The following is a 13,736-nucleotide window of genomic DNA, read 5'->3' as shown; positions in this document are numbered from 1 at the left end:
GCGATCCTTATATTGCAGCCACTCAACCGAAGTCTATTCTTTGCACTCCTCTGCTGCACCAAGGTAAGCTGACAGGCCTTCTTTATTTGGAAAATAACCTGACTGAAGGGGCTTTTACTACCGATCGCCTAGAATTGTTAAAAATTTTATCTGCCCAAATTGCTATTTCCATTGAGAATGCTCAACTTTACGATCAATTAGGGGAATACTCCCGAACGCTGGAACGTAAGGTTATAGAAAGAACGCAAGAATTGCAACAGGAAATCGCTGTTAGAATGCAGACAGAAATAGCCTTGGGCAAGTCTGAGGAAAAGTTTTCTACAGCCTTTCGTTCCAGTCCTAACCCGATCGCGATCGCCCGGTTTGCAGATGGACGCTACATCGAAGTGAACGACAGTTTCCTCAGCACTTTTAGTTACTCTCGCGAACAGGTAATTGGTTTTACAGCAATTGAGTTGAATTTTTGGGTTAATTTAGAAGAATGTGACAGATACAAACAGCTATTGCAAGAATCAGGAGTGCTTCGCAATCAGGAATTTGATTGTCGTACTTCCGCAGGCGAGGTGAGGAAGATGCTGGTATCAGCAGATATTATTGAGCTGGGTGGAGAAGCGTGTATTCTCTTAGTCACTAACGACATTACCGATCGTCAAAGGGTAGAAGAAGCGCTCAAAGAAAGCGAGGCTAAATACCGTGACTTAGTTGAAACATCGCAGGATATGATTTGGTCACTTGATGCTGAAGGGCGTTATACCTTCGTCAACGCTGCCGTCCAACAGATTTTTGGCTACTGCCCTGAAGAAATGATAGGGCGAAAATTCAGTGATTTTCAGCTACCTGAACAACTTCCCAAAGATAACGAGATATTCCAACGTATGCTGAAGGGAGAGTCCGTATTTCAGTATGAAACTATACAATTAGCTAAAGATAGTAGACCTATCAATCTCCGGTTTAATTCAATTGTAGTGCGGGATTCCGAGGGAAATATTTTAGGAATAACTGGCACAGCAAGCGATATTACGGAAAGTAAAAAAGCAGAGGCAGCCTTACAACAAGCCAAAGAAGTAGCAGATGCGGCTAACAAGGCTAAAAGCGAATTTTTATCAAAAATGAGTCACGAACTGCGAACTCCCCTCAATGCAATTCTCGGCTTTACCCAAGTGTTAGCCCGCGACTCATCCCTTTCTCGCATACAGCAGGGACAGATAGGCATCATTAGTCGTTCTGGGGAGCATTTGCTGACGCTGATTAATGACGTGCTGGAAATGTCTAAAATCGAGGCAGGTCGGATTACCTTAAATCCTACTAGCTTTGACCTGTATCATTTGCTCCATTCTCTCGAAGAAATGCTCAAACTCAAAGCTGATTCTAAAGATTTACAGCTCATTTGGCACATCAATTCTAACATTCCGCAGTATGTAAAAACTGACGAAAGTAAATTGCGTCAAGTCTTAATTAATCTGTTAGGAAATGCGATAAAGTTTACTACGAAGGGAAGTGTAACGCTTCGGGTTGCAGCCATTAGTGCGAAACAAAAGTCCCCAACAGACAACGAACCACGGACTATTACGTTTGAAGTGGAAGACACTGGTTACGGCATTGCTCCTACTGAGCTAGATTCTCTATTTAAGGCTTTTGTGCAAACGGACGCCGGTCGGAAATCTCAAGAAGGAACAGGCTTGGGTTTACCCATCAGCAGACAATTCGTACAACTGATGGGAGGAGACATTACCGTCAGCAGTACCTTGAATCGAGGAACAATTTTTAGTTTTGATATCCAAATTAGCTCCCCTGAGATGGCTGAAGTTCAACCTCGACAATCAAAAAGGCGGGTAATTGGTTTAGAACCCAACCAACCCTCATATCGCATCTTGGTGGTTGATGATAAATGGGAGAGCCGTTTGCTATTGGTTCATCTTCTCAAACCGCTTGGGTTGGAGGTGTGCGAAGCAGTAAATGGTCAAGAAGCTATTAGCATCTGGGAAACTTGGAAACCTCACCTAATTTGGATGGATATGGAAATGCCTGTGATAGACGGGTATGAGGCCACCAGACAAATTAAAGCCAAGATGCAAGATGAGGCTACCCCGATTGTTGCGTTGACCGCTAGCGCTTTTGAGGAAGAGCGAGCCATTGTTTTATCATCAGGCTGTGACGATTTTGTGAGCAAGCCTTTCCAAGAAGAAATTATTTTTGCCAAAATGGCGGAACATTTAGGGGTACAGTATATTTATGAAGATTTACCGAACTTTACATTATCTCAGCTTGAGGGTCAAGACTTGAGTGTAAAAGAAGGGGAAAAAACGGGAAATTTAAGGACTACTTTGGCGACAATGCCTGCGGAGTGGGTGATACAGTTACATCAAGGAGCTATCGATGCTGATGCAGAGCTGATTTTAAGTTTGGTCGCCGCAATCCCCGAATCTAATACTTCTTTCGCGGAGACCATCGCTGATTGGGCTAACAACTTTCGTTTTGATAAAATTACTAACTTAACTGAAGAAATGATTCCATGAGCAGTCATCAATTAAAATCTCATTTAGCCAATCTTTTAGTGGTTGACGATACCCCAGACAACCTGCGTCTTTTATCCACTATGCTGAGCGACAAAGGATATAAAGTTCGGGGCGTAATAAACGGGGATATGGCCTTAAAAGCAGCGCGTTCTACCCCACCCGATTTGATTTTGCTCGACATCACGATGCCCCAGATGAATGGCTACGAAGTTTGCCAACATTTAAAAGCGGATGGCAGAACTTCGGGTATTCCAGTTATTTTCTTGAGCGCCCTAGATCGAGTGTTGGATAAAGTCAAAGCATTTGCTGTGGGAGGAGTAGACTACATCACCAAGCCATTTCATTTAGAAGAAGTTTTAGCTCGTGTCGAAAATCAACTAACTATTCAGCGTTTGCAAAAAAAATTGCACGAGCAAAATGCGCGATTGCAGGAGTCCGAGGCTAAAGAGCGAGAGAAAGCCCAAGAACTAGAGCTGGCTCTACAACAGTTACAAAATGCACAAGCTCAACTCATCCAAAGCGAGAAAATGTCAAGTTTAGGGAATGTCGTAGCAGGGGTAGCTCACGAAATTAACAATCCGATTAGCTTCATTAAAGGGAACCTCTCGCCCGTAAGGGAGTACACTGAAGATTTGCTGAGGCTGGTGCAACTCTACGCAGAAGATTTCCCCAATCCCACAGCAGCTATCCAGGAACAACTGGAGGCAATCGATTTCACTTTTCTCAGGAATGACTTGCCGAAGCTAATTGCTTCTATGAGCATAGGAGCTGACCGAATCGGAGAAATAGTGCAATCGCTGCGGAATTTTTCCCGACTTGATGAATCTGATTTGAAAGCGGTGGATATCCATGAAGGACTTGAGAGTACGCTGATGATTTTGCAGCATCGGCTGAAAGCTGAAGCAGATCAAACGATAATTAAAGTGGTAAAAGAGTATGAGGCTCTGCCAACAATAGAATGCTTCGCTGGGCGAATGAATCAGGTTTTTATGAACGTCCTGACTAATGCGATTGATGCGTTGCAATCCCCAAAACGTTGGGGAAATGACGTAGATGATAGCAGATCCATCCCTACTATTACTATTTGCACCAAGTTACTCTCCGACTTTCAAGTGGGTATTTATATTACTGATAATGGGCCCGGCATAACCGAAGATATTCAACAACGCATATTTGAGCCATTTTTTACAACGAAGGAAGTGGGCAAAGGAAAGGGTTTGGGGTTATCGATTAGCTATGCTATCGTAGTGGGCGAGCACGGCGGGCAACTCCGTTGTCTTTCGGTACCGGCTCAAGGGGCGACCTTGGCAATCGAAATTCCGATTGACCACTCTAAAAAACGTTTTTATAAAGAAGATTTGGTCGGGTTATAAGCCACACTAAAATAAAAGTAGTCAAAAAGGGTGTCAAATCGTGAATCGTGTTTATTTAGGAGTCATATCATGTCCGATCGATTAACCATAATATCCCGGTCGGGGCGGGTTTTTGAGATGGTCAATTATTGGCAGGTATTGTGGGTGAACCCGCCCCTACAAAAATTGCGATCGAGGGGACATGATATCATTATGATTTGCAATCTTTACACAATTTTCCCTTAATGGCAAGTCGCCAAATTGCTTTTTTTTAGTAGCTTATGCACGCACTCTCAAACCCAAAATAATGATGAATTTAAACCAGGATCTTTTTTCAGTAAAAACCCTAGCAATTGTTTGTGTAATTGCTGCGTTGGTTATCCTTGGGGGAAAAGTCTTTGCCACAACAATCGATTATGCACCGCCATTTAAAGAAAGTACCTTTTACAGTACGACTATATCGGCTAATAAAGATTTAGCTGATATTTATTATCCTAAACCATCCGATCTTAATTCCGGTAATTACTCTTTCCCCATTGTACTTTTATTGCAAGGTGTGCTTGTAGATAAATCATTTTATTCAGATTACGCTAGCCATGTGGCGCGGTACGGCTTTGTGGTAGTCGTTCCGAACCATTTGCGCCCTTCGCCCTTCAATCCCACTTCACCGCCTAATTTGGCGTCGGAAACTTCGCAAATTGCGGCGGTTTTGTCGCAAATGGCGATCGAAAACACAAAGCCCACATCCCCGATCGCGTCTGTTATCGATACGCAGCGCCTTGGTTTATTGGGTCATTCTTTTGGTGGTGCAGTGGGGTTATCGGTGATTGCTAACAAATGTCTCCCAGAATTGTATTTGTGTCAAGAGCCATTTACGCGCCCGAAAGAACTATTAGCGGCTGCATTTTTTGGAGCTAACTTGCGGAATCCTATTGCTAATGAATTTGTACGCATCGCTAATGATGGCATTGCAGTGGCGTTGATTCAAGGATCTATCGATGGTGTCGCCCTGCCCGATCGATCTCAAAGCACCTTTGACCAAATTCAAACACCACCCAAAGCTTTGATTACTGTTATGGGTGCAAATCACTTCGGCATCACCGATGTTAATAACCCCCCTGGTGCGAACCCCGATCGCAATACTGCTACCTTAGAGCGAGCCGTGGGTATTGAAACGATCGCCCGTTGGAGCGCCCTGTTTTTGCGGGCAAATATGCTTAAAGATCGATCGGCATTTGATTATATTTACTCTCAAGGTGACGCCCTCGATCCGAATGTCCGTGTTACCACCGTTGCAGTTCCCAAACCATCTTCTAAGTAGCTCCACCTAAAAAAACGTAAGATAGATTAAGGCTAATAGATAGTGTGTCTACATTTAATCGTATACTGGAGGTCAATCGATTTTAGATTTTAGATTTTAGATTTTAGAATTGAAGAATTGAAGAATTGACCCCACGGATAAATTCGGGGGCTCCTTTATCGGATACAGGTTTTTTATTTCTGGGTCCTGAGTCTGCGAAGGAATGAATCCGGGGGCTTGTATCCTGGATGCTTTCGGTTATGCCACATTACTGGTTTCACTTTCTACATTGTGCCAGTTATGGTCGATCGCGACTCTCGTCCCAGGTGACATCAGGCGGCAATCTCTACAATGCCCGCAAATGTATGCAAAACCGCTACCGAGTATCAACTCTCCGGCAACAAACACTCGCCCAATTGGGATCGCGAAGCTGTAATCCGCTACAATCTGTGTTTGGTAAAGAATTTTTACAAGTTCACAGCCCTTTACAGCCTTTGCGGCTTGTACTACCCAACCTGCCTGAAAATATGGATTTTGCTACTCTTGCTGCCCAGCTAAATGCTGGAACTATCTTGCCAGAGGGAATTGTCATCATCACCCTCTTGGTGGTTCTCGTCGGCGATTTAATCGTAGGCCGCAGTTCCTCGGGTTGGACTCCCTACGTTGCCGTTGCGGGTTTGCTGGCCGCCGTCGCTGCCTTGTGTTTGCAGTGGGATAACACGGATACCATCTCGTTTCTGGGCGGTTTTAACAGCGATGCCTTGAGTTTAGTGTTTCGCGGAATTATCGCTTTGAGTACGGCTGTCACTATTTTGATATCCGTCCGCTATGTACTGCAAACGGGTACTGCTTTAGCGGAATTTATCGGCATTTTGCTGACCGCTACTTTGGGGGGAATGTTCCTCAGCGGCGCTGATGAATTGGTGATGATTTTTATTTCGTTGGAAACTCTGAGTATCTCGTCTTATTTGCTGACGGGTTACACAAAACGCGACCCGCGTTCCAATGAAGCTGCTTTGAAATATTTGTTAATTGGGTCGTCTTCTTCGGCGGTGTTTCTCTACGGGCTGTCGCTGCTGTACGGCTTGTCTGGTGGCGAAACTAAGCTGAGTGCGATCGCGGCTAACCTTTCTACTGTGAATGAAGGTCAATCTCTCGGTTTGGTGATTGCTTTGGTTTTTGCGATCGCCGGAATCGCCTTCAAAATCTCTGCCGTTCCCTTTCACCAGTGGACTCCTGACGTTTACGAAGGTTCTCCTACACCCGTTGTTGCCTTCCTTTCTGTCGGTTCCAAAGCAGCAGGTTTTGCCCTAGCAATCCGCTTGTTAACAACTGCTTTCCCCGCACTTATCGAACAGTGGCAGTTCGTGTTCACGGCCTTAGCCATTCTCAGCATGGTGTTGGGAAATGTGGTTGCCCTCGCCCAGACTAGCATGAAGCGGCTTTTGGCTTATTCGTCGATCGCCCAAGCCGGTTTTGTAATGCTGGGTTTGATTGCAGGAACCGAAGCCGGTTACTCCAGCATGATATTTTATATGTTGGTTTACCTGTTTATGAACTTGGGTGCTTTCGCCTGCATCATCCTGTTCTCGCTGCGGACTGGAACCGACCAAATTAGCGAATACTCGGGTTTGTACCAAAAAGACCCGCTGTTAACTTTAGCCTTAAGTATTTGCCTGCTTTCTCTCGGCGGAATTCCGCCCCTGGCTGGATTTTTTGGCAAAATCTATCTGTTCTGGGCTGGCTGGCAAGCAGGACTTTACGGCTTAGTTATTCTGGGATTAATTACCAGCGTAGTTTCGATTTACTACTACATCCGCGTTGTCAAGATGATGGTAGTAAAAGAACCTCAAGAAATGTCAGACGCGGTGAAAAATTATCCCGAAGTTCGCTGGAACCTTCAGGGAATGCGGCCTTTGCAAGTCAGTGTTGTACTCACTTTGGTGGCGACAACATTGGCGGGAATTTTGTCAAACCCTTTGTTTAATTTGGCTAATGATGCTGTTACCAAAACTCCCATGTTGCAGTCGGCTTTGAGTCATGTGCAACCTGTTGTGGGTGCGAAAATTGACTCGAATTTGGTGTCTCGCCGGGATTAATTTTTCCTGGTTTTGAAATAGTGGAAAACGCCTGACTCTTTGCAGTTGGGCGTTTCTTTTTTGTTGTGATATACTTAGGACTAATGCCAACTGGGGACTATCGACTTGTAGGGTGCGTCAGACTTTCATTATCAACGGGTAATCAAGAGTTTACGCTCTGACGCACCTTACTAATTATGACACTTGCGTAACTCCTGATACTGTTAATTATGATTTTTAAGCGCAGATTAACGCAGATTAACGCAGAGAAAAGTGGGTAATTGAGAATGACTAAAGAACACCTATACCGCATCAACACTGTTTGGACTGGTGCCAGTCAAGGTTCTACTTCATCTTACGACGCTTATTCTCGTGAGTATGCCATCAATATTGAGGGTAAGCCGCCATTTGTGGGTTCGGCAGACCCGACTTTTCGGGGCGATGCTTCTCTGTACAATCCCGAAGATTTGTTGTTGATGGCACTGTCAGCTTGTCATATGTTGAGCTATCTTGCTTTGTGCGCTCGTGCTGGCATTCGGGTAGTCTCTTACTCGGATGCAGCGACGGGCAAGATGGCACAAAAGGATGGAAAGATTCGGTTTACCGAGGTAATTTTGCATCCGCTGGTAACAATCGAAGCTGGTGACGATTTGGAAAAAGCCCGCAGTTTGCACGACAACGCACATCATGTTTGTTTTATTGCTAATTCGGTGAATTTTCCAGTGCTGCATGAGGCAAAAATGCTAGTAAAAAATCAGCCCAACAAGTTTTATACTGCAGATGAGTATCGAAAGTTAGAGGAAACTGCCGAGTTTATAAATGAATACCGCGATGGAGAAATTGTACCAATTGCAGGCAGCACGATTAATCGCAGCCAGATTAAAGGCAATATCTGTGCTGGTTTGCATACTGCTTTGCGGGGGAAGAATGCAAAAGTATTTATCAGCGGTTTGCGGTTGTGGATTCCTCGGTACCGACGCGGAACTTACCCGGATGTGATGGTGATTGAAGGGGAGCCAGTTTTTACCGAGGGGCGCAGTGATGAGATCCTCAATCCGATGCTCATCGTGGAAGTGCTTTCTAAGTCTACCAAAAATTTTGATCCGGAGGATAAGTTTCGGTTTTATCGATCGATCCCTGAATTCCGTGAATATGTGTTAGTCAATCAATCTGAGTTTTTAGTCGCACAATATATTAAAACAGAATCAAATGAATGGTTGTTTCGGGAATATGAGGGAGAATCAGCAATAGTTTCTTTTGCTTCTGTGGGAGTGCAAATTTCTATGACTGATATTTATGAGTTGGTTGCATTTGAGATGTCCCCACATTCTCAATAAGCCTTTTATGAACAGGCTTTTCGGCCTGTTCCACAAGAAAATTAACTGTTTGTGGAACAGGCCGAAAAGCCTGTTCTTGAAAGCAGATAAGAATTATTATAGAGGTAAAGGATGAATGTAATTTGGTTACTGTTAAAAGCTTCTTGGTTAAATGTTTCCATTGCCATACTCACAGGCTTAATCAGCGGCGGTTGCAGCGCTATGTTAATTTCCCTAATTAATCGGGCAATCAGCGACAATTCCAATGCTAATTTAGTCTGGTATTTTGCGGGATTAGCAATCTTGGCTCTTTTGAGTGGCTTTGTCTCCCAATTTTTGTTAATCTACCTTTCTCAAGAAGCTGTTTACAATCTGCGGCTGAGTTTGAGCCGTGGCATTTTGTCTACTCCTTTGCGGAATTTGGAAGAGTTGGGCGCTAACCGCTTGCTGGCAACTCTCACAGATGATGTGGGAACGCTTTCTAATACTATATTTTTAATTCCTTTTCTATGTGTTGATATCGCCGTTGTCGTGGGCTGCTTAACTTATTTAAGCACGATTTCTGGGACGGTTTTTGTGGTTGTCTTTGGTTTTCTGGTGCTGATGATTGGCACGGTGCAGTTGTTGCTCAGCAAAATGCGGAAATTCTTCGATTTAGCCAGAGAAGAACAAGATATATTGTTTAAGCATTTTCGCAGTATTACTGATGGAATTAAGGAACTTAAACTGCATTCCTTGCGCCGCCAAGAATTTTTTACCGAACAATTGCAGGTGAGTGCTGATGCTTCCCGCGATTATAACGTGACTGCTTTGAATACTGGTGCAGTTGCGATTGGAGTTGGGCAGTTGCTGTTTTTTATGCTGATGGGTTTGCTGCTGTTTGGTTTACCCAAATTTGTGCCTGTTTCTACTCCGGTTTTGTCAGCTTACATTCTGACAAGTACCTATTTGATGTCTCCGTTTAACAATATTTTGCAAAGGTTGCCGGCGATTTTTCGGGCTAATACTTCTGTGGAAAAGATAGAGAGGATGGGATTGGCTTTGGCGAGTCAAGCTGAGATAAATTCAACGGTTAAACTGTTTCAAACTGCTGAGTGGGAGACGCTGGAGTTAAATCGAGTAATTCACAGCTATCCGGGAGAAAAAGAAGACAGCAATTTTAGTTTGGGCGAGCTGAATTTGAAGTTTCATCCGGGTCAATTGGTGTTTATAATTGGCGGGAATGGCAGCGGTAAGTCTACTTTAGCTAAGTTAATCACTGGTTTGTACATTCCTGAATCGGGAGAAATTCTCCTAGATGGTCAGCCAATTACTGATGAGAATCGTGAGTGGTACAGGCAGAATTTTTCGGCAATTTTTTCGGATTTTTATCTGTTTGAAAGGCTTTTGGGGATGACTAATCACGATTTGGACAAGCAGGCTGCTGAATATTTGCGAGAGTTTCATTTGGAGAATAAAGTTCAGGTGAAAGATGGAGTTTTGTCAACTACGGCTTTGTCTCAGGGACAGCGAAAGCGGCTGGCTTTGCTGACGGCGTATTTGGAAGATAGACCGATTTATTTGTTTGATGAATGGGCTTCGGATCAAGACCCGTTTTTCCGGGATATTTTTTACAAGCAGTTGCTACCGGAGTTGAAGCGGCGGGGGAAAACGGTGTTTGTGATTAGTCACGACGATCGCTATTTTGATATTGCCGATCGCGCCATTAAACTAGATTACGGTAAAGTAGAGTATGACCGATCAAATGGATAAGTACCGAATTGTCGAAACTTTGACCGAAAGCCAGGTTTCCGACTTGATGGATTTGTACAAAAACGAGTTTTGGAGCGACAAGCGGACGCGGGAAGATGTGGTGAAAATGCTGGCGGCAACTGATGTTATCATTGGTTTTGTCGATGAGAGCGATCGACTAATTGGCATTACCCGCGTCATTACCGATTTTGTCTACAGAGCGATGATTTTTGATGTCATTATCAAGCCTACACACAGAAAAATGGGACTGGGTGCGAAGTTGATGGATGCAGTTTTAAATCATCCCAAATTGCAAACTGTCGAGCATTTTTATCTTAATTGTTTGCCGAACATGATGCCGTTTTACGAGCGTTGGGGTTTCTCCGATGACGTGGGCGAACTTAAGTTTTTGCGGCGAACAACAGGCTGAACTCAGCCCTTTGAAAGCCCCAATCTTTCTAGAATTACGTCTTCTTTGAAACCCACTAAAACAGCCGTTCCATCTTTAACGAAAAGAGGACGTTTCAGCAGCATCACATCCTTAGCAAAAGCCTCTACCCAATCTTCGCTAGTCCAATTGTTCTTGTCATCGCCCAAAGCGCGGTAAGATTGACCGGAAGTATTTCGCATGGGTTGAAAACCCAAAGCAGCTACCCAGCTTTGAATTGTTTCGCGAGTCGGCGGCTGTTCTTTTGTGTTAATGAACTCGTAATTAACATCGCTATCTTTGAGCCACTGGAAAGCTTTTTTGCAGGTGCCGCAGTTCGGGATTCCGTAAACTTGAATTGACATAATAATGATTGTTGATTGTTGACTGTTGACTGTTGACTGTTGACTGTTGGCTGTTTCCTAATAACAACTGACAACTGACAACTGACTACTAACTAATGACTAATCACTACGGACTAATCTAGCTTGTTGAACCCATTTTTGCACGCGATCGACTGAAGGAGTTAAATCATTGCGCTGCATTGTCGCTACGTGCAGCCTTAAAATTTGTTGGTGCAATCTCTCCACGGGCATTTGAGCCAATTGAGCCGGCGAAGCAACGCCGGCGTGAAGTAACAGCCCGCAATACTGACACCCTACACTTGGAATTCGAGCCAAATTTGCCATCGCTACCCATTTATTAACATATTGAATGTTAATCTGTAATTGATTGGCTAGCAACACTTTCGCCGCCTGCGTTTTCGTCAGGCTAATTAGTTGTCCGGTTGTGGTGATGCTGCACTCTTCCAGTTGAGATTGGTTTTCCTTGCTCAATCCCGGTAAATGTGCTATCGGCCAGTCGCGTACTTGCAAGGAACTTTGAGGAGCTTTCTGAGCAGTTTTCATGTTTTTTCAGTGAATTTTACTTATACTTTAAAGTCTAAATTATAAAACAGTCAATAGAGGCGATCGCTCATGTCACAAAATCAACCACAACCAAACAAACGAATTTGGCTGGTGGCGGCTGTTGCCGCCTTGCTGCTAATTGTCGGTGGAGTAGCACTTTCAGCCTTTTTGTCCTCGCGCCCAGACAGCATCCCGGCCCAAGAAAAGCAGGATGATGATGACGACAAAGACGATAAAAAAGACAGCAAGCAAGACGATAGCCAGAAAGAAGATAAAGATTAGACTTTGTGCAAAAATGGCTGCTAATTTTGAAGTCTGGACTTTATTTATTTAATGCCAAGAATTGAATGACTGAAGTCCTTACTGCAAACCCAAGTCTAAATAATCGGTTTTTACCCATGAAAATTACAAACAGCGATAAATTGTTAGCAAATAGTTTACACCTACGGCGCCAAAAACTGGCTCGTTTAATTAATTTTCCGGTAATTTTATGGTCAGGGCGCAGCATTCCTCGCAATTATCCGGCACTTACTTATCCCTTTCGTGCCAGCAGTCACTTTCTATATTTTGCTGGTTTGCCCTTAGAAAATGCTGCCATTCGCTTAGAATCTGGCAAATTAGAATTGTTCTTAGATGACGCACCTGCTAGCAGCACGCTTTGGCACGGAGAAATGCCAAAAAGAGCAGAAATTGCCGAACTAATTGGGGCTGATGCTGCTTTCCCAATGGCCGAATTGAAAGCGCGCTCGACAAATGCAGCAACGATCGCAATTCAGGATTCTTGGACTCAGTTGCAACAGTCTCAAATTCTCGCTCGCCCTCTGGCACCGCCCAACTCGCCAACCGGAATCGACCTAGAATTAACCAAGGCCATCATATCTCTGCGCCTGAGCCACGATGCAGCCAGTTTGGCCGAATTGCGTCAAGCTGCCACTGTCACTGTAGAAGCTCACAAAGCGGGAATGGCGGCAACTCGAAATGCTCAAATTGAAGCAGGGGTGCGCGCTGCAATGGAAAGTGTCATCATCTCCAAAAATATGACCTATGCCTATCCTAGTATCGTTACTGTGCATGGAGAAGTGCTGCACAGCGAACATTATCACAATCCCCTACAAACCGGAGATTTGCTGTTAGCAGATGTCGGTGCAGAAATATCAACGGGATGGGCGGCTGATGTGACTCGCACTTGGCCGGTTTGTGGCAAGTTTTCTCCGACTCAAAGAGCGATTTATGATGTGGTTTTGGCCGCGCACGATGCTTGTATTGATTACATTAGTCCGGGCGTGGAATATCAAGACATTCACCTGTTAGCTGCTCGGATTATGGCGGAAGGATTGGTTGATTTGGGTATTTTGCGGGGCAATGTTGAAGATTTGGTAGAAATGGATGCTCACGCGCTGTTTTTTGTACACGGTATCGGACATTTAATCGGTTTGGATGTTCACGATATGGAAGATTTAGGAGATTTGGCTGGCTATGAAGAAGGAAGAACGAGAAGCAGTCGGTTTGGGTTGGGGTTTTTGCGGTTGAATCGAGTTTTGCGTCCGGGAATGCTGGTATCGATCGAACCGGGATTTTATCAAGTTCCGGCCATCTTAAATAACCCAGATCACCGCGCTAAATATGCAGATATTGTTAAGTGGGAGGAGTTGGAAAAATTTGCAGATGTGCGGGGGATACGCATAGAAGATGATATACTTGTCAGCGAAAAGGGTAGAGAAGTATTGACAGGCGAATTGCCGACAAAAGCTCCAGAGATTGAGGAGTTAGTGGCGGTAAATAAGTAAGTTGAGCCGAGTTCGATCGCACCATTGGTGTCAACTTAACGTCAAACCCAGTTATAGACTGATGTTTGACTATTAAGGCTAGATCCCCCCTAGCCCCCCTTAATAAGGGGGGGACAGGAGTCTTCTCAAAGTCAACCCCTACTCCCCAACAATCAGGGGGATTTAGGGGGATCTAGACTTTACCTAAAAGCGACATTTATCAGGGGTTTCAGGCTTAAGTTGATACCAATTATATCGCACATACGCCGTTACATCAGGTGTGAAAAAAGATAAAGATGAATAAAGGTTGGTCAAGGAATCTTTTGATATTAGTTAAAAAAG

Annotated in this window: 11 protein-coding genes; 9 read left to right on the top strand and 2 right to left on the bottom strand. The window is 44.2% G+C overall.

Annotation, left to right across the window (positions count from 1 at the left end; all coding sequences use genetic code 11):
- The 7 genes from QUB16_RS11645 to QUB16_RS11615 all read left to right on the top strand — a co-directional run.
- On the top strand, positions 1–2,516 hold a 2,516-nt coding region (locus tag QUB16_RS11645; protein WP_333316116.1), incomplete at its 5' end, for a PAS domain S-box protein.
- Positions 2,513–3,889 carry a response regulator gene (locus QUB16_RS11640; protein ID WP_333316114.1) on the top strand — a complete coding sequence of 459 codons (1,377 nt, stop codon included), beginning with the start codon at positions 2,513–2,515 and terminating at the stop codon, positions 3,887–3,889. The genes QUB16_RS11645 and QUB16_RS11640, both read left to right, overlap by 4 nt.
- Positions 3,890–4,175: 286 nt before the next feature.
- Entirely contained in the window at positions 4,176–5,189 is a 1,014-nt protein-coding gene (locus QUB16_RS11635; protein WP_333316112.1) for a poly(ethylene terephthalate) hydrolase family protein, read from the top strand.
- A 506-nt stretch (positions 5,190–5,695) separates the two neighbouring features.
- Positions 5,696–7,267 carry an NAD(P)H-quinone oxidoreductase subunit N gene (locus QUB16_RS11630; protein WP_333316120.1) on the top strand — a complete coding sequence of 524 codons (1,572 nt, stop codon included), beginning with the start codon at positions 5,696–5,698 and terminating at the stop codon, positions 7,265–7,267.
- Between the two features lie 266 nt (positions 7,268–7,533).
- Positions 7,534–8,583, top strand: coding sequence for a Uma2 family endonuclease (locus QUB16_RS11625; protein ID WP_333316110.1), 1,050 nt, complete (start codon positions 7,534–7,536; stop codon positions 8,581–8,583).
- 111 nt (positions 8,584–8,694) lie between these two features.
- Positions 8,695–10,314 (top strand): cyclic peptide export ABC transporter, encoded by a 1,620-nt coding sequence (locus tag QUB16_RS11620; RefSeq protein ID WP_333316108.1) that lies wholly within the window; start codon positions 8,695–8,697, stop codon positions 10,312–10,314.
- The gene (locus QUB16_RS11615) at positions 10,295–10,723 is read left to right on the top strand and encodes a GNAT family N-acetyltransferase (RefSeq protein WP_333316107.1); all 429 of its coding nucleotides are present in this window, start codon (positions 10,295–10,297) and stop codon (positions 10,721–10,723) included. The genes QUB16_RS11620 and QUB16_RS11615 overlap by 20 nt, the downstream gene beginning before the upstream one ends.
- Before the next feature lie 2 nt (positions 10,724–10,725).
- Here QUB16_RS11615 and QUB16_RS11610 read toward each other — a convergent pair whose 3' ends face one another.
- Together QUB16_RS11610 and QUB16_RS11605 are read right to left on the bottom strand one after the other, a co-directional pair.
- Positions 10,726–11,085, bottom strand: coding sequence for a Spx/MgsR family RNA polymerase-binding regulatory protein (locus QUB16_RS11610; protein WP_333316105.1), 360 nt, complete (start codon positions 11,083–11,085; stop codon positions 10,726–10,728).
- 99 nt (positions 11,086–11,184) lie between these two features.
- A complete protein-coding gene (locus QUB16_RS11605) occupies positions 11,185–11,628 on the bottom strand; it encodes a DUF4332 domain-containing protein (protein ID WP_333316103.1) in 444 nt (147 codons plus the stop codon).
- A 69-nt stretch (positions 11,629–11,697) separates the two neighbouring features.
- Between QUB16_RS11605 and QUB16_RS11600 the strand changes: the two genes are divergently transcribed.
- Together QUB16_RS11600 and QUB16_RS11595 are read left to right on the top strand one after the other, a co-directional pair.
- Entirely contained in the window at positions 11,698–11,910 is a 213-nt protein-coding gene (locus QUB16_RS11600) for a hypothetical protein (protein ID WP_333200791.1), read from the top strand.
- A 116-nt stretch (positions 11,911–12,026) separates the two neighbouring features.
- Positions 12,027–13,415 (top strand): aminopeptidase P family protein, encoded by a 1,389-nt coding sequence (locus QUB16_RS11595; RefSeq protein ID WP_333316101.1) that lies wholly within the window; start codon positions 12,027–12,029, stop codon positions 13,413–13,415.
- The last annotated feature ends 321 nt before the right edge of the window (positions 13,416–13,736 follow it).

This window comes from Microcoleus sp. D3_18a_C4, from assembly GCF_036702415.1.
Taxonomy (GTDB): domain Bacteria; phylum Cyanobacteriota; class Cyanobacteriia; order Cyanobacteriales; family Microcoleaceae; genus Microcoleus.
Note: the sequence above shows the minus strand (reverse complement) of the source record. Positions and strands in the feature narration are given on the sequence as shown.

Excerpts from the sequence above, each read along its gene's own strand:
- QUB16_RS11605 (WP_333316103.1), bottom strand. The coding sequence starts at position 11,628 with ATGAAAACTGCTCAGAAAGCTCCTCAAAGTTCCTTGCAAGTACGCGAC.
- QUB16_RS11625 (WP_333316110.1), top strand. The coding sequence starts at position 7,534 with ATGACTAAAGAACACCTATACCGCATCAACACTGTTTGGACTGGTGCC.
- QUB16_RS11600 (WP_333200791.1), top strand. The coding sequence starts at position 11,698 with ATGTCACAAAATCAACCACAACCAAACAAACGAATTTGGCTGGTGGCG.
- QUB16_RS11630 (WP_333316120.1), top strand. The coding sequence starts at position 5,696 with ATGGATTTTGCTACTCTTGCTGCCCAGCTAAATGCTGGAACTATCTTG.
- QUB16_RS11595 (WP_333316101.1), top strand. The coding sequence starts at position 12,027 with ATGAAAATTACAAACAGCGATAAATTGTTAGCAAATAGTTTACACCTA.
- QUB16_RS11620 (WP_333316108.1), top strand. The coding sequence starts at position 8,695 with ATGAATGTAATTTGGTTACTGTTAAAAGCTTCTTGGTTAAATGTTTCC.
- QUB16_RS11635 (WP_333316112.1), top strand. The coding sequence starts at position 4,176 with ATGATGAATTTAAACCAGGATCTTTTTTCAGTAAAAACCCTAGCAATT.
- QUB16_RS11610 (WP_333316105.1), bottom strand. The coding sequence starts at position 11,085 with ATGTCAATTCAAGTTTACGGAATCCCGAACTGCGGCACCTGCAAAAAA.
- QUB16_RS11640 (WP_333316114.1), top strand. The coding sequence starts at position 2,513 with ATGAGCAGTCATCAATTAAAATCTCATTTAGCCAATCTTTTAGTGGTT.
- QUB16_RS11615 (WP_333316107.1), top strand. The coding sequence starts at position 10,295 with ATGACCGATCAAATGGATAAGTACCGAATTGTCGAAACTTTGACCGAA.